This window comes from Pseudomonas sp. 478 (assembly GCF_003254125.1).
In the GTDB taxonomy this organism is placed as follows: Bacteria; Pseudomonadota; Gammaproteobacteria; order Pseudomonadales; family Pseudomonadaceae; genus Aquipseudomonas.
Map to the genome: position 1 here is coordinate 1 of NZ_QKZG01000018.1, position 19,629 is coordinate 19,629.

A 19,629-nucleotide genomic window follows, 5' to 3' on the forward strand; every position below is an offset into this window, starting at 1 on the left:
TTGCAACTTCAACCACTTGCGCTTTCGATCTCTCGTTAGCGGGAGGCGAATTCTACAGCGTTACTCGCTGCTGTCAACACCTCTTTTACACCGCTTTCGACCGAGAAGATCGAATCGTCAAAAGAGCCAAACCACCTCGCTCTTTCAACTTCTTCTGGGCTTCGATGACCTGAAGCAACTCGCTGTCGAAAACTGCGTAACTCATTGTTTACCAAGGAGTTTTCCGTTTCGACTGCGCCGGAAGTGGGGCGAATTATAGACCTCCACAATCTGCCGTCAACCGTTAATTACGCTTTTCTCTACGGACGCTCAAAATCGCTGCTTATATATAGACGCGCCCGCCATGAGGCGCAGTATATTGCCCAATATCACTCTCGCTTCCTACTTCGGACGATGCCACACCATGAATGACCAACCTCGCAGCCTTGCCTCGACCCTGTTTTCGGTTGGCCTGCTATTGATAGCCATGGCATCAATCCAGTCGGGGGCCTCCCTCGCTAAAAGCATGTTCCCCATTATCGGCGCGCAAGGGACTACCACCCTGCGGCTGATCTTCGCCAGCGTGATCATGATGTTGATACTGCGCCCCTGGCGAGCGAAGCTCACCGCAAAATCCCTGCGCACCGTCATCGTCTACGGAATGGCGTTGGGCGGTATGAACTTCCTCTTCTATATGTCCTTGCAAACCGTCCCCCTCGGTATCGCGGTTGCGCTGGAGTTCACCGGCCCACTGGCGGTAGCCATCTACGCCTCACGTCGCGCGATCGACTTTTTGTGGATCGCCCTGGCAGCTGTCGGCTTGCTGCTGTTAATACCGATGGGAGAAACGACCGCGGGGATCGATCTGGTAGGCGCCGGCTATGCATTGGGCGCAGGTGTCTGCTGGGCGCTTTACATTCTGTTCGGCCAAAAGGCCGGCGCCGACAATGGCGTGCAGACCGCGGCACTGGGGGTGATGATTGCGGCATTTTTTGTAGCCCCTATCGGCATCGTCCATGCTGGTACCGCGCTGCTCACTCCCTCACTGATCCCCGTGGCCATCGCTGTCGCCATTCTGTCCACCGCCGTGCCCTACACGCTGGAGATGGTCGCACTCACCCGAATCCCGACCCGGACATTCGGCACGTTGATGAGCATTGAACCTGCGATCGGCGCACTGTCAGGCCTGTTGTTTCTCCATGAGTACCTTTCACTGTCTCAATGGATGGCCATCATGTGCATCATTCTGGCTTCCATAGGCGCGACCATGACGATGGGGAGCGCGGCCAAGCCCGCTGTCGCTGCAGATTGAAACAGGATTTGACGAGGGTCTGGTATTTGCCGCGCAATTAGGCCATGTTTAGGCCCGTAACCCAGTGTCAGACATGGATTTTTCAGATAGGGATATCAGAACGCTTCAAGCAAAAGCGAATGCAGCCAGACCCGGGCGCAAAGATCCGGGGACGCTATAAGGACAGTAATGAAACGAATTTTGATACTGATCGCCGTACTTGCGGTTGCGGGCTGCGCGGCGACATCGAAAACCCAGGTAAAACACGGCAAGAGAGGGCTGCATATCAACTGTTCCGGGCTCTCGTCATCCTGGGACAAGTGCTACACCAGCGCTGCCAACTCGTGCGCTCCCAAAGGTTACAAGGTCATCGCCAAGTCAGGGGACGCTGTAGAAGAACCAGGCGATTACCCGTTCGGCCTCAACCCTGCCGGCTATACCAGCCGCAGCATGATCGTCATCTGCAAATAGATTGATGCCGCCTTGTCAGGTTCGTGGACCTGCGATCTGGCGGCCAATCTCATCGTAACTGGACTTCAGTACCGTGCGCTGAATGTCCGGCGTGGCCAGCATTCGCGCAATGACCAACGCACCGATACATTGCGACAGAATCGCCCAGGCCAGGCTGTCGCTGTCCAGAACTTGCGCCCAACTCTTCTGAAGCCGACAAATCCAGTTCTCCGCCTGCTGACGAATCATCACGTCTGAACGTGCAATCTCAGCCCCCAATGCCGGCAAAGCACAGCCGGATTCCGGATGCTCAACATGAGCCATGCTCAGGTAGTGTTTCAGGCAGCGCTGGAGCTTCTCGCGACTCCGGTCCGCCTCTAAACGCTCCAGACTTTGAGACAACTCACGCTCGACGATTGAAGCGAACAGCTCATCCTTCGATGAAAAATGACTGTAGAAAGCCCCGCCACTCAACCCGATTGCCTTCATCAAGCCGTCGACACCCACCGTTGAAAAACCAGACTTCTTGGCAGACACCGCACTGCTTTGAAGTAGTTTCTCTTTGGTTTCCAGTTTGTGATTGGCCGAGTAACGCATTGCCTTGCCCTCAGAATTGATCGCCTTGACGCTTGCCGAATCGTAGCATAACGTTCGTTTGGTTAACGATCGTTTAGCAAAGGGATCTACCCATGAATAACAAGAAGGTCGTACTGGTTGTAGGTGCTGGGGATGCCACCGGCGGTGCAATTGCAAAACGCTTTGCGCAGGAAGGATTTGTGGCGTGTGTCACCCGCCGCAGCGCTGACAAACTCCAGCCGCTGGTGGATGCCATCAAGGCCGATGGCGGTGAAGCCCACGGATTTGCCTGCGATGCGCGTAAGGAAGAGGACGTGATTGCGTTAGTTGAGCAGATCGAAAGCCAGATTGGCCCAATCGAAGCGTTTGTCTTCAACATCGGCGCCAATGTGCCTTGCAGCATTCTCGAAGAAACCGCGCGCAAATATTTCAAGATTTGGGAAATGGCCTGCTTCTCAGGATTTCTCAACGCTCGTGAAGTGGCCAAGCGCATGGCCAAGCGTCAACGCGGGACTATCCTGTTCACCGGTGCTACCGCCGGCCTGCGTGGAGCCTCAGGATTTGCGGCGTTCGCCGGCGCCAAGCACGGGATTCGTGCCCTGGCGCAAAGCATGGCGCGTGAACTGGGGCCGATGAATATTCACGTCGCCCATGTGGTAGTCGACGGTGCCATCGATACCGATTTCATCCGCGAGAGTTTCCCCGAAAAGTATGCGACCAAGGATCAGGACGGCATTCTCAATCCAGAGCACATTGCCGAGAACTATTGGTACCTCCACAGCCAGCCCCGTGACGCATGGACCTTCGAGCTGGACCTTCGCCCCTGGAGCGAACGCTGGTAAGCCCTCCCCACAATAAAAAACAGAGCGCATCGACCATGAGCAAAACCGTGGAGTTCTACTTCGACCTCGGCAGCCCCGCCACCTACCTGGCCTATACCCAACTACCGAAGATCTGCGAGCAGACCGACAGCCAGTTGATCTTCATACCCATCTTGCTGGGTGGCGTCTTCAAAGCCACAGGTAACGCCTCCCCGGCGGCTATCCCCGCCAAGGGCCGCTACATGTTTCAAGATCTGGACCGCTATGCCAAGCGCTATGGTGTGCCACTGAAGTTCAATCCCCACTTCCCTATCAACACCCTGATGCTGATGCGCGCCGTCACCGGCATGCAGTTGCGCCATCCCGAACGCTTTCAGGCGTTCATCGATTGCCTGTTCCACGCCCTCTGGGTTGAAGGCCGCAGCCTCGATGACCTTGCGACCGTCGCGTCAGTACTGACACAGAACGGTTTCGATGCAAATGAGGTGCTGGCCTTGACCGCCGACGAGGAAGTCAAAGCCACTCTCAAAGACAACACAGAGAAAGCAGTGCAACGGGGTGTATTCGGTGCCCCAAGCATGTTTGTCGATCATCAGCTGTTCTTCGGCCAGGATCGCCTGGACTTCGTCCTTGAAGCCCTGAGTTAGATCTCGACAACCAACCGCCCCTGCGCAGCTCCCGAGACGAGCAGCTCATGGGCGGCCTCGGCGGTTTGCAGCGTGAACTGCCGAGGGTCGAGCAGCGGTTTCAACTGCCCTGCCTCGATCAACCGCGCAGCCTCCCGAAGTATCTCCCCATGGTGCTCGCGCCCCTTGCCAGTCAGCAACGGCAACAAGGTAAACACTCCAGAATAAGTCGCCCCACGAAACGAGAGCGGCGCAAGACTGTGCTGCCCCCATCCGAGGCAACTCACGACATGCCCCTGGTAAACCCGAGCAGCCTTGAATGAAGCGTCCAGCGTCTCACCACCCACCGTGTCGTAGACAATGTCGAATCCCTCCCCCGCCGTGTACTCAGCCACATACTCCTCGACCGATGATTTACGATAATCAATAAACGTCGCACCGAACCCTTCGATGATCGCCTGCTTCCCGGCCGACCCGGTGGCAAACACGTCAGCACCGAAAGCCTGGGCAATTTGCACAGCCACATGCCCGACACCACCCGCACCGCCGTGAATCAGCACTTTCTGTCCCGCCCGCACCCGCGCACGATCCACCAATCCTTCCCACGCCGTGATCAGTATCAACGGCAACCCTGCCGCCTCGCGCATGCTCAGATTGCCTGGCTTGCGCGCCAGCAGTCGTGCATCGACGGCGGCGTATTCAGCCAGTGAGCCCTGCGCACCGCCAATGCCGGTGGCCATTGCATAGACCTCATCACCCGGCAGCCATCCGCTGACACCCTCCCCCAACGCCTCCACTGTTCCCGCGAGATCAATACCCAATACCGCCGGCAATGGCTGGCGCGCATGAGCAGCCTGACCCGAGCGAATCTTTCCATCCAGAGGGTTCACCCCACTGGCCTTGATCCTGACCAATACCTGACCGGTCTCAGGCACGGGCCGTTGAACGGAAGCCAAGCGTAAAGGCCCGTTGGCCGAATCAACAATCAGAGCGCGCATTTCAAGTGAGTCAGTCATTTCGCAATTTCCCGTCAGAGGTGGCTGTGGGATTAATCTTCCTCCCCCTCACTCATGCCGATAAGGCGCTATATAGCTATAGTGACCATGCCCATTTGGCATCAATGAGAAACCCCATGGACAAACTCAATGCAATGGCGATCTTCGTTCGCGTTGTCGAACGTGGCAGCTTTTCTGCCGTCGCCCGGGAATTGCAGACCAGCCAGCCGACCATCAGCAAAGTGCTGCGAGCACTGGAAACTGAACTGGGTGGAAAGCTGATTTCCCGCAGCACCCGACAACTGTCCCTGACTGACGAAGGTCAGCGGTACTACAGCGAATGTCGACAGATTCTGGCGGCCGTAGACGCCGCAGAACACAGTTTTCACTCCGGCCGCGAAGCTGTTGCCGGAAACCTGAAAATCGGATCGTCCGTGAGTTTCGGGCGCTTGCAGATTGCTCCGCGACTGCCGGCATTCCTCAAAAAATATCCTCACGTACAGATTGATCTGCAACTGAGCGATCAAAATCAGGACCTGGTCAGTGAAGGACTGGACGTCACCTTCAGGATCGGCGAGTTGAACGACAGCGGTTTGATTGCCCGCCGCATCGGCACCACCCACCGAGTGACCGTCGCAGCCCCCAACTACCTTGCGCAACACGGCCACCCGCAAACGCCCGAAGAATTGAGCGGACACAACTGCCTGCAGTTCAACCTGCTGAACAGTCAGAACCTATGGGTTTACGAGAGAGAGGCGCAACGTCACGCAGTGCGAATCAAGGGCAACGCACAAAGCAACAACTCCGAGGCCATCCGCGAGATGGTACTGGGGGGATTGGGGATTTCGCTGTCACCGGTCTGGCTGTTCAGCGAGGACTTGAAGGCGGGACGCGTGACCGCGATTTTGCTGGAATACAGCGCCCAGTCACTGCCGATTCATGCCGTGTCCCCGGCGAATCGTCGCCAATCCGCCAGGGTCAAAGCCTTTGTCGACTACATGAGCCAGGCGCTCGAAGAAGCGCCTGAACTCCAACCGATCAAATAGCCGCCGTCCGGGTGTTCAACCACTCAAGGGCTGCGCCATCGAGCAACGGGCTCAAGCGCTGGCGCACCTCGGCGTGGTAGGCGTTGAACCACTGCTTTTCGTCATCAGTCAGCAGCGACGGTTCCAGGCAGCGAGTGTCGATCGGGCACAAGGTCAGGGTTTCGAACTTCAGGAATTCACCGAATTCGCTTTTGCCCGCCTCGCGGTTCAACACCAGGTTCTCGATCCGCACACCCCAGCGGCCCGGACGGTAAGTGCCCGGTTCGATGGACGTGATCATGCCCGGCTGCATCGCGGTTTGCGGTGCCGCGGCGGCCTGATAGGCGATGACCTGCGGGCCTTCGTGCACGTTGAGGAAGTAGCCAACGCCGTGACCGGTGCCGTGACCGTAATCAACGCTTTCAGCCCAGATCGGCGCGCGGGCAATCGAATCGAGCAACGGCGAGAGAATGCCGCGAGGGAATTGCGCACGGGACAACGCAATCACGCCTTTGAGCACCCGCGTGCAATCGCGCTTCTGCTCATCGGTTGGTGTACCAACCGGCACCATCCGCGTGATGTCAGTAGTACCGCCCAGGTACTGGCCACCGGAGTCGATCAACAACAGACCGTCACCCTCGATCACCGCGTGTTCTTCTTCGGTGGCGTGGTAGTGCGGCATTGCGCCATTGGCGTTGAACGCGGCAATGGTGTTGAAGCTCAGCGATACATAGCCCGGGCGCCGGGTACGCGCCGCCGTCAGGTGCTCGTCGATGGTCAGTTCGGTAATGCGCTCACGACCCAGCGCAGTGTCCAGCCAGGTGAAGAATTCGCACAGCGCCGCGCCGTCCTGCTCCATGGCCTGACGAATGTGCTCGGCATCGGCCAGGCTTTTCTGCGACTTGGCCAACGTCGTCGGGTTCAGGCCTTCGATCAGCTTCACGCCGCTATCCAGGTTATCCAGCAAGCCGGCGGTGACGCGCGCCGGATCGACTTGCAGGCTCGCCCCGCTCGGAACGGCGCGTAAGGCGGCGGCCACTTCGCTGTAATCGCGCAGGGTCACGCCGTCCCGTTCGAGAATCGCGCGCAGCTTGGTGTCGACCTTGCTCAGCGCCACGAACAGGGTGGCCTGCTGCTGACTGATCAAGGCAAAGGAAACAAACACCGGGTTGAACGACACGTCACCGCCACGCAAGTTGAACAGCCAGGCGATGTCATCAAGGGTGGCGATGAAATGCCAGTCGGCACCGCGTTCTTTCAAAACCTCACGCAGCTTGGCCAGTTTCTCGCCACGGCTGACCGTCGCCTGAGGTGGCAGGTGTTGATAGATCGGCTCATTGGGCAGTGTCGGACGGTCGCTCCAGACTTCGTTCAACACATCGATGTCGGTGCGCAGACGGGCGCCGCGTTCTTCGAGCTTGCTACCCAACGTACGCGCCGAAGCCACGGCCATTACCGCGCCATCTACTGCAACGACGCCGCCTTCAGGGGTTTGCTCGGCCAGCCAGTCCAGCGGGCCGGGCTGACCCGGTTGCAGCTTGACCAGTTCGATGCCGCTGCCCTTGAGTTCCTTGGTCGCTTGTTCCCAGTAACGGCTGTCAGCCCAGATGCCGGCAAAGTCCGGCGTAACGATCAGCGTACCGACCGAGCCATGGAACCCCGACAACCATTGCCGCCCTTGCCAGTAACCCGGCAGGTATTCCGAAAGATGCGGATCGGCCGACGGCACCAGCAGAGCGTGAATGCCCTCCCGGCTCATCAGTTCGCGGGTTTGCGCCAGGCGCTGGGGCACCGATCCATTGATCGAAGGCTGCGTACTCATCGTGTCTCCTGCTAATCACTTCATCATTATTGTTGAGTGTCGATCAACGCCGACACTTTCAGACCTTATTGCCAAAATGCCGGGGCACTGGCGCAGGCCGCTTTAATCAGGTGTACCGCTTGGTCGATGTCCTGCTCGGTGGTGAACCGGCCGAGACTCAAGCGAATGGTGCGACTCGCCGAACGGGCGTCATGCCCCAGGGCCAGCAGCACATGGGAGGGCGCATTGCTCGCGGAATTGCAGGCCGAGGTCGCGGAAAACGCGATCGAGGTGCTCAACGCTGCGGAATTGAACTCACCTTCGTTGAAGGTCAGGCTCAAGGTATGAGGAATGCGCTGGGTCGAACTGCCATTGAGGCGAATGCCGGGAATACTCAGCAATTGCTCAAGCAAGCGTTCACGCAACCGGACGATCGTGGCTTTCTCTTCATCGAATGAAGAGGCCGCCAAGGCGAACGCCACACCCATGCCAGCAATCTGGTGAGTCGCCAGGGTGCCGGAACGCAATCCGCCCTCGTGACCACCGCCGTGGATCTGCGCCTGCAAACGCTGCTGCGCCCGCGGCCCGACGTACAGCGCGCCGATGCCTTTGGGGCCATAAATCTTGTGGGCGGAAAACGACATCAGATCCACTGGCAACCGGGCCAGGTCGATCACCACTTTGCCTGCACCTTGAGCCGCGTCGACATGGAACAACGCGTCGCGAGCACGCACGACTTCGCCAATGGCCGAGATGTCGTTGACGGTGCCCAGCTCGTTGTTGACCAGCATCAGCGACACCAGAAAGGTGTCTTCGCGCATTGCTTCGCTGACCGCTTGCGGGGTTATCAAACCCTCGGCGTCAGGCACCAAATAAGTCACCGCGACGCCGGCGTCCTGCAACTGCTTTGCCGTGTCGAGAATCGCTTTGTGTTCGATCTGGCTGGTGATGATGTGGCCGCCAGAAACGCCGCGAGCCTGGGCCACGCCCTTGAGGGCAAGGTTGTTTGATTCAGTGGCGCCGGAGGTCCAGACGATCTGGTCCGCCTGAGCGCCGACCAGATCGGCGACCTGGCGCCGCGCCTGCTCGACCGATTGCCGGGCCTGTTGACCGAACGCATGGGAGCTGGACGCCGGATTGCCGAAGTTGCCGGTAAAACCCAGACACTCGACCATGACCTTGATGACCCGCTCATCCACCGGCGTGGTGGCGGCGTAGTCGAAATACAGAGGACGTTTATTCATAGAAGACTCGCAGAGCATGTTCCGGGATCAGGAGGCTCGTCACTGAAACGTCAAAGCGCAGCCTCGTGAGCTGCGCCGATCGTTCAGAGCGTTAGAAATACCTGATCGGAGGCCGTTAAAGAAGAACAACTTCATTTAAAAGTGCGTAGGAACGCTCCTGAAGTCGAGCTTAACAGGCATCGGGCAACCGGTTGAAGCAATGCGTCACCTAAAGCTTTCTAGCAACAACGGATACAGCGAAGCCACCAGCAGCAAGGCCATGCCCCAGTTGAACAGCCGCAACCAGCGGCGATCCTTCAGCACGTTGCGCAACAGCGTGCCGCAGCCTGCCCAGACACTGACGCTCGGCAGGTTGATCAAGGCGAACACCGCCGCAATCACGATCACGTTGGTGAAATAACCCTGCATCGGCGTGTAGGTGCTGATGGCACCGATGGCCATGATCCACGCCTTGGGATTGACCCACTGAAATGCGGCGGCGCCCAAATAACTGATCGGCTTGCTCCCGCCCTTTTCACGCTCGGAAACCGGTCCCGAATGGGCAATCTTCCACGCCAGATACAACAAATACGCCGCGCCGATGTAACGCAGCACGCTGTAGAGCAAAGGATAGGTTTGAAACACCGCGCCCAAGCCAAAACCTACCGCCACCACAAGCACGAAGAAGCCGCAGGTAATGCCAAGCATGTGGGGAATGGTGCGGTTAAAGCCGAAGTTCACACCCGATGCCAGCAACATCGTGTTGTTGGGGCCGGGCGTAATCGAAGTGACAAGGGCAAACAGGGCGAAGCCCAGCAGCAAATCGAGCGAGAGCGTCATGGGTGGCAGTCCATTGGATCAGTCAGGTGTTGACCCTATCGCAGGCCTTCCGGGAAACCCATGGACAGTTGCGTGAAACTTCAAGCGGTACAGTTTTCGATCAGCTAGGACGACCGTGAAGCTGTACAGCACGTTCGGCGTTCATCTCGCCTTTTTTGTCGAAACTGAACGATTTTTGCGGTTGGCCGAGCAATTCGGCTTTTTTCGCGTGGTATTCGTCGAAAGACAAACCGCGACGATTCAACGCCTCCAGTGCCAATTCTCTGGTTTCTTCTGCGGTGTACGGCCGTAATTCCGGGGAAACATGGCTGGCACATCCGGCGAGAACGGAGACCGCAAGCAGCAAGAAAGTAGCGATTAGAGGTTTCATTGTGAGCGTCCTGACATCTGGTTCGAGGCAATGAACACAGGCTACGCCGCGCATCCGATCTGCAGAAATCAACGCTCTCGATAGTGGCTATCGACTTTGACTAATGCTGCTCAGGTAGAACGCCTTATATCTCCAAACGATCTATAAATATTAATTTAATGTCTTTTACGGAATAACACCGAGCCTTTATAACAACGGTCATCGCTTCACGCACTGTTGCCCAAGCAACTGTTTGCCAGGCAACAGTCATTCAACAAACAGCTCTGCCATTCGCACAGTGTCTACCGGCCAACGCGCTGAAAGCCCCGTAAACAGGGGCTCCGAGGGATTGGTATAGCTCTTGCTCTCTGTCAGTGACTACTCACTGCTCCCTGAGCAACTGTTTAAAAAGGAACTGATCATGTCGCGTCCATTGAAAGTCGTTGCCCTCTCCGGCGGTACCTGGCGTCCGTCCCGCACGTTGGTGCTGACCCAGGCGCTGTTGGCGCAACTGGCCGAACAATTACCGATTGAAAGCAAGCTGATTGAACTGGGTGACATCGCCCGACCGTTGGGTGCCGCGCTGTCCCGTCAGGAGTTGAGCGCCGAGATCGAAGCCGAGCTGCAAGCGATCGAGAATGCCGACCTGCTGATCGTCGCCGCGCCGGTTTATCGCGGTTCCTACCCTGGACTGCTCAAGCATCTATTCGACCTGATCGACCTCAATGCATTGATCGACACGCCGGTATTGCTGGCCGCCACCGGTGGCAGCGAACGCCATGCGCTGGTTCTCGATCACCAGTTGCGCCCGCTGTTCAGTTTCTTCCAGGCCTTGACCTTGCCGATTGGCGTCTACGCCACCGAAGCCGATTTCTCCCATTACCAAATAACCAGTGAGCCCTTGAAGGCCCGCATACGTCTTGCTGCAGAACGCGCCGCGCCGTTGTTTGGCGTGCACCCCAAAAATCTACTGAAAATCGCTTAAGGATTTCTTCATGGATGTTTTCTGGTTTCTGCCGACTCACGGCGACGGCCATTATCTGGGCACCACTCAGGGCGCTCGCCCGGTGACACTCAACTACCTGAAACAAGTGGCCCAGGCGGCCGACAGCCTCGGCTACCACGGTGTACTGATTCCCACCGGGCGCTCCTGCGAGGACTCGTGGGTGATTGCTTCGGCGCTGGTGCCGCTGACCGAACGCCTGCGTTATCTGGTAGCGATTCGGCCAGGAATTATCTCGCCGACGGTCTCGGCCCGCATGGCCGCGACACTGGATCGACTGTCCAATGGCCGCTTGCTGATCAACGTGGTCACGGGCGGTGACCCGGATGAAAACCGTGGCGACGGCATCTTCCTCGATCACAGCGAACGCTACGAAGTGACCGACGAATTCCTGCAAATCTGGCGCCGTGTGCTGCAAGGCGAATCGGTGGATTTCGAAGGTAAACACCTGCAAGTGCAGAACGCCAAGGCGCTGTATCCGCCGGTGCAAAAACCTTATCCGCCGCTGTACTTCGGCGGTTCTTCCGAAGCCGCCCATGAACTGGCCGCCGAGCAGGTTGATGTTTACCTGACCTGGGGTGAACCACCGGCCGCCGTGGCAGAAAAACTGGCCGATGTGCGTGAGCGTGCCGCGCGAAACGGTCGCACGGTGAAGTTCGGGATTCGCTTGCACGTGATCGTTCGCGAGACCGCCGAAGAGGCCTGGAAAGCCGCAGACAAACTGATCGAGCACATCAGCGACGAGACCATCGCGGCCGCGCAAAAGTCGTTCTCGCGTTTCGATTCCGAAGGTCAGCGGCGCATGGCCGCGTTGCATGACGGGCGTCGTGACAACCTGGAAATATCCCCCAACCTTTGGGCGGGTGTCGGTCTGGTGCGTGGCGGTGCCGGGACGGCGTTGGTGGGCGATCCGCAGCAAGTGGCGGCGCGAATCAAGGAGTACGCGGACCTGGGGATCGAGAGTTTTATCTTCTCCGGCTATCCGCACCTCGAAGAGGCTTATCGTTTTGCCGAGTTGGTGTTCCCGCTGTTGCCTGAGCCGTACGCCAGCCTTGCGGGGCGCGGCGTCACTAATCTGACCGGGCCGTTTGGCGAAATGATTGCCAATGATGTGCTGCCCACCAAAGCCACGGCCTGACTAGGCAATCCCCTGTGGGAGCGGGCTTGCTCGCGAAGAGGCCATAACATTCAACATCAATGTTGACGGTACGGACGCCTTCGTCGGATCGCCGCCCGGAGCAAGCCCGCTCCCACAGGGGATCTGTGTCGATTTCAATAAGGATTATCTGCGTGACGGCCAAACCACACAGCGCCCTGATATCCCCCTTGCAAACCGCCCGTCTGTTGGCGGCCGAGTTTGCCCTGACCGCTGTCGAGCGCGATGAACGTGGCGGTACGCCCAAAGCCGAACGTGATGCCTTGCGCCACAGCGGTCTGCTCGCGTTAAGCATTCCTGTGCAGTACGGCGGCCTCGGCGCCAGCTGGAGTGACACCCTGACCATCGTGCGCGAGTTCGCCAAGGTCGACAGTTCGATTGCCCATGTTTTCGGCTTCCATCACTTGATGCTCGCCACCGTGCGCCTGTTCGCCCGGCCCGAGCAGTGGCAGCCGTGGTTCGAACAGACCGCGCGCAAAAACTGGTTCTGGGGCAACGCCCTCAACCCGCTGGATACCCGTACTGTGGTGAAAAATCTCGGCGGCTGGCGTGAGTTTTCCGGCAAGAAAAGCTTCTGCTCCGGCGCCAGCGATTCGCAAATGCTGATCGCCTCGGCCGTCGACGAAAACGCTGGCGGTAAGCTGTTGATCGCCGCGATTCCCAGCGGTCGCAGCGGCATCACCTTGCATAACGACTGGAACAACATGGGCCAGCGCCAGACCGACAGCGGCAGCGCAACATTCGAACGGGTGCGGGTCGAAGAGTCGGAATTGCTGCTCGATCCGGGTCCGCTGAGTACGCCATTCGCCTGCCTGCGGCCGTTGATTGCCCAGCTGACCTTCACCCACATGTTCCTCGGCATTGCCGAAGGGGCCTTCGAAGAAGCGCGGCAATACACCCTCACCGAAAGCCGTCCGTGGCACAAATCCAATGCTCAGGATGTGCGTCAGGACCCTTATGTACTCGGCCACTACGGCGAATTCTGGGTCGCCCTCGAAAGTGTTCGACTGCTGGTGGAGCGCGCTGCCGGATTGCTCGACAAGGCGTGGGCCAAAGGCCCGAACCTCAGTGCCGAAGAACGTGGGCATCTCGCTACCGCCATCGCCACGGCCAAGGTCGCTGCCACTCGCAACGGTCTGGAACTCTGTAGCCGGTTGTTCGAAGTGACCGGCGCCCGTTCAACTCATGCCTCACTGCGACTGGATCGCCACTGGCGCAACCTGCGCACGCAAACCCTGCACGACCCGGTGGATTACAAACTCCATGAGCTGGGTGACTGGGCGCTGAACCAGTCCCTGCCGATCCCGACTTTCTATTCATAGCCTTCTCTTCATGGAGCCTGCCCATGCAACTGCTGACTTTACCGCCCTCGCCCGCTCTGGCCACCTCGATCCGCGCCACGGCGCAAGTGTTCGAAGACCCGAAATCCCAGGCCTTGCTCGCCCACATTCAACAAGTCGCACCGAGTGAAGCCAGTGTGCTGATCATCGGCGAAACCGGCACCGGCAAGGAGCTGGTGGCGCGGCATATCCACAACCTCAGCGCCCGCCGTAACCGGCCTTTCGTGGCAGTGAACTGCGGCGCGTTCTCCGAATCTTTGGTGGAAGCCGAGTTGTTCGGCCATGAAAAAGGTGCCTTCACCGGTGCGTTGAGCGCCAAGGCCGGCTGGTTCGAGGAGGCCGATGGCGGCACCTTGTTCCTCGATGAAATCGGCGATTTGCCGATGGCGATTCAGGTCAAGTTGTTGCGGGTATTGCAGGAGCGCGAAGTGGTGCGACTGGGTTCGCGCAAGAGCATTCCCATCAATGTCCGTGTGCTGGCGGCGACCAACGTGCAATTGGAGAAAGCCATCAACGCCGGGCATTTCCGCGAGGATTTGTACTACCGCCTCGACGTGGTAAGCCTGGAATTGAGCCCGCTGCGCGACCGCCCCGGCGACATCCTGCCGCTGACCCGACATTTCGTCGAAGCCTACAGCCAGCGCCTCGGCTACGGCACCATCAGCATCAGCAAAGAGGCCGAGCTGAAACTGCGCGGCTACAGCTGGCCGGGCAATATTCGCGAACTGGAAAACGTCATTCACCACACCCTGCTGATCTGCCGCAACGGCGTGATCGAACGCGACGACCTGCGCCTGTCGAACATGCGCATCGAGCGTCAGGACGATTACCACAGCACCGTCGACGATTCACCGGAAGCCCTGCTCAATCGGGCCTTTCAAAAGCTCTTCGAAGAACAGGCCGGAGCGCTGCACGAGAAAGTCGAAGACGCGTTGCTGCGAGCCGCCTATCGCTTCAGCCATTACAACCAGGTGCACACCGCCGCACTGCTGGGCTTGAGCCGCAACGTAACGCGCACGCGACTGATCAAGATCGGCGAACTGGCAGTGAACAAGCGCCGGCCCACGGAAAACCTTCAGGGCGAGCGTGTCATGCAGCTGTCGATCTAACCCACCAGATTGCAGTGCAGCGCATTGTCGTGGCTGCGTTCCAGGCTGTGCAGCACCTGGAACGAGCCGAAGGTCACGGTTTTCGCCTGATGGGCACGGATCAGTTGCCAGAAATCCTGCTCGCCGCTTTCAAAGCTTTGAAACGCGGCTTGTCCCGCCTCGCGTGTTTGCCATTGCAGGTAGTTGAGCACCCGCCGGCCATCGTCGCTGGCCTGAATGCTGGCACTCAGAAAACCGCTGTAACCCTGGGCGAGACGCTCAGTCTGCTTCGACAGAGCCGACACCAGTGCGGGCTGTTGATGGGGTTCAATCTCGAATTCGATCAATTGGGTGAAGCTGCGATTTTTCTCTGACGCTTGCATGAAAAGTCCCCACTGACGTGTAAGCCGGATCTTGCGATCCGAAGGCCTGCAGGGTAAAACCTCGAGTTAACTTGAGGTCAAGGGGCATTTTTTAAATGATCACCTCGGAAAATCTGCACAAGGAACTCACCGTCGGCCAAGTGGCGGCGCGCAGCGGTGTCGCGGTCACGGCGCTGCACTTTTACGAATCCAAGGGTTTGATCAAAAGTAATCGCAACCTGGGCAACCAGCGGCGTTATCCACGGGAGGTGTTGCGACGGGTGGCGTTGATCAAAGTGGCTCAGCGATTGGGCATTCCGTTGTCGGAGATTGGCGAGGCACTCAAGTCCCTGCCGGATAACCGCGCCCCGACGGCGGCGGACTGGAAGGTGTTGTCGGCGCAGTGGCGTCGGGATCTGGATGAGCGGATCAATCAGCTGACCTTGCTGCGGGACAAGCTCAATGGCTGCATTGGCTGTGGGTGTCTGTCGATGGAGGCGTGTCCTTTGCGCAACTTTGGTGATGTGTTGGGGGAACAGGGGCCGGGGCCGCAGCTGTTGTAATGATCGTTCCCACGCTCTGGTGGGAATGCAGCCGCGGGCCGGTGATCTTTTTTGTGAACTTGGTGAATGCCGAGGATCAAAATCAAGACATCGCCATTTTTGGCAGCACCTACACTTATTGGTCCTGCTGAAAAGCGGCGAAGTGAAATCTTCCATCTACAAAAAAATCAGGGAGAACGATCATGAGCGTCAAACCTATTCCAGAGGGTTATCACAGCATCACCCCGTATCTGGGCATTCAAAAAGCGGCCGAAGCCATCGAGTTCTACAAGAAAGCCTTTGGCGCCACCGAAGTCATGCGCCTGTCCATGCCCGATGGCGGCATCGGCCACGCCGAACTGCGTATCGGCGATTGCCCGATCATGCTTGGCACGCCATGCGATCAGGGTCCGCTGAGCAATCCGGACAAGTCGCCGTCCGTAGGTCTGCATCTGTATGTGAACGATGTGGACAAGTCTTATAAACAGGCGATTGCGGCTGGCGGCATAGTGGTGTCCGAGGTCAAGGATCAGTTTTATGGCGACCGCTCGGGGACTTTGAAGGATCCCTATGGGCATCTGTGGTTTCTGGCCACGCGCAAGGAGGATCTGACTCAGCAACAGATCGAGCAGCGGGCGAAGGAGATGTTCAGTCAGGGTTGAGTTTTGCATCGAATGGTCTGGCCCTTCGCGAGCAAGCCCGCTCCCACATTAGATTTTCAGCGAACACATTATGTGTACGACTGAGATCAAATGTGGGAGCGGGCTTGCTCGCGATAGGGCCCTCACAAACATCGCACATCCCCTTGAACACATTTCATGAACAAGCGCACCACACTTTGCGCCTTGCCGTAACCGCTCAACAATTTCAGGATGCAAGCAACTACAACAAGGAGTCACTCCCATGTTTGCCGGATTCCTGAAAGACCAGCGCCACGTCAACGGCGTGGACATTGCCTACCGCATCGGCGGCAACGGGCCGGGCCTGCTGTTGCTGCACGGTCACCCGCAAACCCACGTCATCTGGCACAAGGTTGCCGAACAACTGGCCGAACACTTCACCGTGATCGCCGCCGACCTGCGCGGTTACGGTGACAGCGGCAAGCCGCCGGCCAACGATGACCACACCCATTATTCGAAACGCGAAATGGCCAAGGACGGTGTCGAGCTGATGAAGTCCCTGGGCTTCGCTCAATTCTCGGTGCTGGCCCACGACCGTGGCGCCCGCGTGGCCCATCGTCTGGCGCTGGATCATCCCGACGCCGTGCAACGCCTGGTGTTGCTCGACATCGCGCCCACCCTGTCGATGTATGCGCAAACCAACGAAGCCTTTGCCCGCGCCTACTGGCACTGGTTCTTCCTTATCCGCCCAGCGCCGCTGCCAGAAACACTGATCGAATCCGACCCCGAATCGTACCTGCGCAGCGTGATGGGCAGTCGCAGCGCCGGACTCAAACCGTTCACCCCTGAAGCCTTTGGCGAATACCTGCGCTGCCTGAAACTGCCGGGCACCGCGCGCGGTATCTGCGAGGACTACCGCGCCAGCGCCGGCATTGATCTGGAACATGACCGCGCCGACATCGACGCCGGCCGTCACCTGCTCCTGCCGCTGCTGGTTCTGTGGGGCGCCGAAGGCACGGTCGGACGCTGCTTCGAGCCGCTCAAGGAATGGCAACACGTGGCCGCCAACGTCCGCGGCAAAGCGCTGCCCGCCGGCCATTATCTTGCCGAAGAAGCCCCCGACCTGATACTCGCCGAAGTCCTGGGTTTCCTGCGCTGACACCCGCGCTTTACTGACCTGAACTCACCTCCCACCGCGGGCCGCCACTGGCCTGCGCGGGATCGTCATGCCCAAAAAACGTATCGAGATAATAAAAATGACAATCAGAAAACTGCTGGGAACCCTCTATGTGCAGGTGCTCATCGCCATCGCCCTGGGCATTGTGATCGGTCATTACTGGCCGCAAATCGGCGTCGACCTCAAGCCGTTGGGCGATGGCTTCATCAAGCTGATCAAGATGATCATCGGCCCAATCATCTTCTGCACAGTAGTCTGCGGCATCACCAGCATGCACGATGTGAAGCAGGTCGGTCGGGTGGGCGGCAAGGCATTGCTGTATTTCGAAGTCGTCTCGAGCATTGCCCTGGCGATTGGCATGCTGGCGGCGCATCTGCTGCATCCGGGCGCGGGCTTCAACATCGACGTGAAGACGCTCGACTCCTCGGCGATTGCCGATTTTGTCGGCCAGGCCGGACACGGCGAAGGCGTCACCGGTTTCTTGCTGCACGTGATTCCGACGACTTTTTTTGATGCGTTCTCCAAGGGAGAAATCCTGCCTGTGCTGTTCGTCTCGGTACTGTTCGGCATTGCCCTGGTGATGGTCGGTGAAAAGGGCCGGCCGCTGGTGGGCGTGATCAATCAGGCCAGCGAAGTGTTCTTCCGCATTGTCGGCATCATCAGTCGCGTGGCACCGATCGGTGCGTTTGGTGCGATTGCGTTCACCATCGGCAAATACGGCCTCGGTTCGTTGCTGCCGCTGCTGAAACTGATCGGCACCTTTTACCTGACCGCGTTCATTTTCATTGCCTGTGTACTCGGCAGCATCGCCCGTTATGCCGGCTTCAGCATTTTCAAACTGCTGGCGTACATCAAGGCCGAACTGTTGATCGTGCTCGGCACCAGCTCTTCGGAATCGGCATTGCCGCAGCTGATTCAAAAGCTCGAAAGCCTTGGCGCATCCAAAGGGGTGGTGGGGATTGTCGTTCCGACCGGCTACACGTTTAACCTGGACGGCACCAACATCTACATGACCCTGGCGGTGCTGTTTCTCGCCCAGGCGACCAACATCGACTTGAGTATTGAGCAGCAACTGACGCTGTTGGCAGTGGCGATGCTCACCTCCAAAGGTGCGGGCGCTGTGGTCGGCGCGGGCTTCGTCGCGCTGGCGGCGAGCCTGGCGGTAGTGCCGACCGTGCCGGTGGCGGCGATGGTGTTGATCCTCGGCGTCGACCGTTTCATGGCCGAATGCCGATCCCTGACCAACATCATCGGCAACGCCGTCGCAGCGCTGGTCGTGGCGGCATGGGAAGGCGAACTGGATCGCAGCAAGATGGCGCCGATAGCCCTCAAGCGCGGTCGCCATGCGCGGGCAGCAGCGGCTGCGGCCAAGCTGTCCGCCGAATAATCAACCCTCGCGACGATGCTATGCTGGCGGCTCATGCCGCCAGTGCCCGTTCTGTGATGACCACCAAGAAAGACACCGTGCCCCTACCCGAAGACCTGCGTGTATTACTCACCGTCATCCGCAAGAACGGATTTGCCGCCGCAGCGGATGAACTGGGCCTGTCACCCGCCTACGTCAGCAAACGTATCCAGATTCTCGAAACCACCCTCGGCACCCGTCTGCTTCACCGCACCAGCCGCCGCACCGCCCTGACCGAAGACGGTGAGCGTGTACAGCGCTGGGCCCTGCGGATTCTCGATGACTTCCAGCAACTGCACGACGAACTCTCCGACGCCCACGACAGCCCTCGCGGGCGTCTGCATTTGTGCAGCAGTTTCGGTTTCGGGCGTAACCATGTGGCCCCGGCCCTGTCGTTACTGGCCGAGCGTTATCCGGATCTGGAGATTCGCCTGGACCTGTTCGATCGGGTGGTGGACATCGTCAGCGAAGGCTTTGATCTGGAGATCCGTGTTGGCGATGACATTCCCGGTCAACACATCGGCCGGCGCCTGGTCAGCAATCGGCGAGTGCTTTGCGCGGCGCCGACCTACCTGCAACGACACGGCACACCCCAGACGCTGGGCGAGCTGGAGCAGCATCATTGCCTGGTGATCAAGGAACGCGACAACGCGTTCGGCATCTGGAACCTGGAGCGCGACGGGGTTCAGGACAGCGTGCGTGTGAGCGGGCCGTTGTCGTCCAATAGCGGGGAGATTGTCTTGCAGTGGGCACTGGATGGGCGCGGGGTGTTGCTGCGTTCGCTGTGGGATGTGAAACCCTTGCTGGAACAGGGGCGATTGGTGCAATTACTGCCCGACTACACACAAAGCGCCAACGTCTGGGCGGTGTACCCGACGCGGTTGGCGTATTCGGGGAAGTTACGGGCGTGTGTGGAGTTTTTGCAGGAACATTTCAAGGGGTTGTCGGTTTAGCCTGGCG

21 protein-coding genes are annotated in these 19,629 nt (G+C 58.8%); 14 read left to right on the forward strand and 7 right to left on the reverse strand.

The features are described from left to right. Positions 1 to 403: 403 nt before the first annotated feature. Both rhtA and DFS28_RS27665 read left to right on the forward strand, forming a co-directional pair. Positions 404 to 1,291: a threonine/homoserine exporter RhtA gene (gene rhtA, locus DFS28_RS27660; RefSeq protein WP_111452315.1), complete on the forward strand. Its 888-nt coding sequence runs from the start codon at positions 404 to 406 to the stop codon at positions 1,289 to 1,291. A 168-nt stretch (positions 1,292 to 1,459) separates the two neighbouring features. Continuing rightward, positions 1,460 to 1,741 (forward strand): hypothetical protein, encoded by a 282-nt coding sequence (locus DFS28_RS27665; RefSeq protein ID WP_008156219.1) that lies wholly within the window; start codon positions 1,460 to 1,462, stop codon positions 1,739 to 1,741. A 15-nt stretch (positions 1,742 to 1,756) separates the two neighbouring features. On the opposite strand, the gene DFS28_RS27670 is transcribed toward DFS28_RS27665, so the two are convergent. Next, positions 1,757 to 2,317 (reverse strand): TetR/AcrR family transcriptional regulator, encoded by a 561-nt coding sequence (locus tag DFS28_RS27670; RefSeq protein ID WP_111452316.1) that lies wholly within the window; start codon positions 2,315 to 2,317, stop codon positions 1,757 to 1,759. Between the two features lie 92 nt (positions 2,318 to 2,409). Between DFS28_RS27670 and DFS28_RS27675 the strand changes: the two genes are divergently transcribed. Both DFS28_RS27675 and DFS28_RS27680 read left to right on the forward strand, forming a co-directional pair. Further along, a complete protein-coding gene (locus DFS28_RS27675) occupies positions 2,410 to 3,138 on the forward strand; it encodes an SDR family oxidoreductase (protein WP_102616716.1) in 729 nt (242 codons plus the stop codon). Between the two features lie 35 nt (positions 3,139 to 3,173). After that, on the forward strand, positions 3,174 to 3,764 hold the full coding sequence (locus tag DFS28_RS27680; protein ID WP_111452317.1) for a 2-hydroxychromene-2-carboxylate isomerase: 591 nt from the start codon (positions 3,174 to 3,176) through the stop codon (positions 3,762 to 3,764). Here the strand turns inward: DFS28_RS27680 and DFS28_RS27685 are convergent. Further along, a complete protein-coding gene (locus tag DFS28_RS27685) occupies positions 3,761 to 4,759 on the reverse strand; it encodes a zinc-dependent alcohol dehydrogenase family protein (RefSeq protein WP_111452318.1) in 999 nt (332 codons plus the stop codon). The two genes, DFS28_RS27680 and DFS28_RS27685, sit on opposite strands and share 4 nt — an antisense overlap. A gap of 116 nt (positions 4,760 to 4,875) precedes the next feature. On the opposite strand from DFS28_RS27685, the gene DFS28_RS27690 reads away from it, so the two are divergent. Then, positions 4,876 to 5,784 carry a LysR family transcriptional regulator gene (locus DFS28_RS27690; RefSeq protein WP_111452319.1) on the forward strand — a complete coding sequence of 303 codons (909 nt, stop codon included), beginning with the start codon at positions 4,876 to 4,878 and terminating at the stop codon, positions 5,782 to 5,784. Here the strand turns inward: DFS28_RS27690 and DFS28_RS27695 are convergent. From DFS28_RS27695 to DFS28_RS27710, 4 genes are all read right to left on the reverse strand, one after another. Further along, entirely contained in the window at positions 5,777 to 7,585 is a 1,809-nt protein-coding gene (locus DFS28_RS27695) for an aminopeptidase P family protein (protein WP_111452320.1), read from the reverse strand. The two genes, DFS28_RS27690 and DFS28_RS27695, sit on opposite strands and share 8 nt — an antisense overlap. Before the next feature lie 65 nt (positions 7,586 to 7,650). Further along, positions 7,651 to 8,808, reverse strand: a complete 1,158-nt coding sequence (locus DFS28_RS27700) for a cysteine desulfurase family protein (RefSeq protein ID WP_111452321.1) — start codon at positions 8,806 to 8,808, stop codon at positions 7,651 to 7,653. Between the two features lie 204 nt (positions 8,809 to 9,012). Then, positions 9,013 to 9,627, reverse strand: a complete 615-nt coding sequence (locus DFS28_RS27705) for a LysE family translocator (protein ID WP_111452322.1) — start codon at positions 9,625 to 9,627, stop codon at positions 9,013 to 9,015. Between the two features lie 100 nt (positions 9,628 to 9,727). Beyond that, positions 9,728 to 9,997: a hypothetical protein gene (locus DFS28_RS27710; RefSeq protein WP_111452323.1), complete on the reverse strand. Its 270-nt coding sequence runs from the start codon at positions 9,995 to 9,997 to the stop codon at positions 9,728 to 9,730. A gap of 400 nt (positions 9,998 to 10,397) precedes the next feature. On the opposite strand from DFS28_RS27710, the gene msuE reads away from it, so the two are divergent. The 4 genes from msuE (at position 10,398) to DFS28_RS27735 (ending at position 14,584) form a co-directional block, all read left to right on the forward strand. Continuing rightward, complete coding sequence (msuE, locus tag DFS28_RS27715) at positions 10,398 to 10,961, forward strand: FMN reductase (RefSeq protein WP_111452324.1); 564 nt, start codon at positions 10,398 to 10,400, stop codon at positions 10,959 to 10,961. A gap of 10 nt (positions 10,962 to 10,971) precedes the next feature. Further along, on the forward strand, positions 10,972 to 12,117 hold the full coding sequence (ssuD, locus tag DFS28_RS27720) for an FMNH2-dependent alkanesulfonate monooxygenase (RefSeq protein WP_111452325.1): 1,146 nt from the start codon (positions 10,972 to 10,974) through the stop codon (positions 12,115 to 12,117). A 152-nt stretch (positions 12,118 to 12,269) separates the two neighbouring features. Then, positions 12,270 to 13,457: an acyl-CoA dehydrogenase family protein gene (locus tag DFS28_RS27730; protein WP_111452326.1), complete on the forward strand. Its 1,188-nt coding sequence runs from the start codon at positions 12,270 to 12,272 to the stop codon at positions 13,455 to 13,457. 23 nt (positions 13,458 to 13,480) lie between these two features. After that, positions 13,481 to 14,584 carry a sigma-54-dependent Fis family transcriptional regulator gene (locus DFS28_RS27735; protein ID WP_111452327.1) on the forward strand — a complete coding sequence of 368 codons (1,104 nt, stop codon included), beginning with the start codon at positions 13,481 to 13,483 and terminating at the stop codon, positions 14,582 to 14,584. Here DFS28_RS27735 and DFS28_RS27740 read toward each other — a convergent pair. Beyond that, positions 14,581 to 14,946, reverse strand: a complete 366-nt coding sequence (locus DFS28_RS27740) for an antibiotic biosynthesis monooxygenase (protein ID WP_111452328.1) — start codon at positions 14,944 to 14,946, stop codon at positions 14,581 to 14,583. The genes DFS28_RS27735 and DFS28_RS27740 overlap by 4 nt on opposite strands. A 95-nt stretch (positions 14,947 to 15,041) precedes the next feature. On the opposite strand from DFS28_RS27740, the gene soxR reads away from it, so the two are divergent. The 5 genes from soxR (at position 15,042) to DFS28_RS27765 (ending at position 19,622) form a co-directional block, all read left to right on the forward strand. Continuing rightward, complete coding sequence (gene soxR, locus DFS28_RS27745; RefSeq protein ID WP_111452329.1) at positions 15,042 to 15,488, forward strand: redox-sensitive transcriptional activator SoxR; 447 nt, start codon at positions 15,042 to 15,044, stop codon at positions 15,486 to 15,488. Positions 15,489 to 15,670: 182 nt separating this feature from the next. After that, a complete protein-coding gene (locus DFS28_RS27750) occupies positions 15,671 to 16,129 on the forward strand; it encodes a VOC family protein (RefSeq protein WP_111452330.1) in 459 nt (152 codons plus the stop codon). A 241-nt stretch (positions 16,130 to 16,370) separates the two neighbouring features. Beyond that, complete coding sequence (locus tag DFS28_RS27755) at positions 16,371 to 17,246, forward strand: alpha/beta fold hydrolase (protein WP_111452331.1); 876 nt, start codon at positions 16,371 to 16,373, stop codon at positions 17,244 to 17,246. 97 nt (positions 17,247 to 17,343) lie between these two features. After that, positions 17,344 to 18,651 carry a dicarboxylate/amino acid:cation symporter gene (locus DFS28_RS27760; protein WP_111452332.1) on the forward strand — a complete coding sequence of 436 codons (1,308 nt, stop codon included), beginning with the start codon at positions 17,344 to 17,346 and terminating at the stop codon, positions 18,649 to 18,651. Positions 18,652 to 18,671: 20 nt separating this feature from the next. Continuing rightward, on the forward strand, positions 18,672 to 19,622 hold the full coding sequence (locus DFS28_RS27765; protein WP_111452333.1) for a LysR substrate-binding domain-containing protein: 951 nt from the start codon (positions 18,672 to 18,674) through the stop codon (positions 19,620 to 19,622). Positions 19,623 to 19,629: the final 7 nt, after the last annotated feature.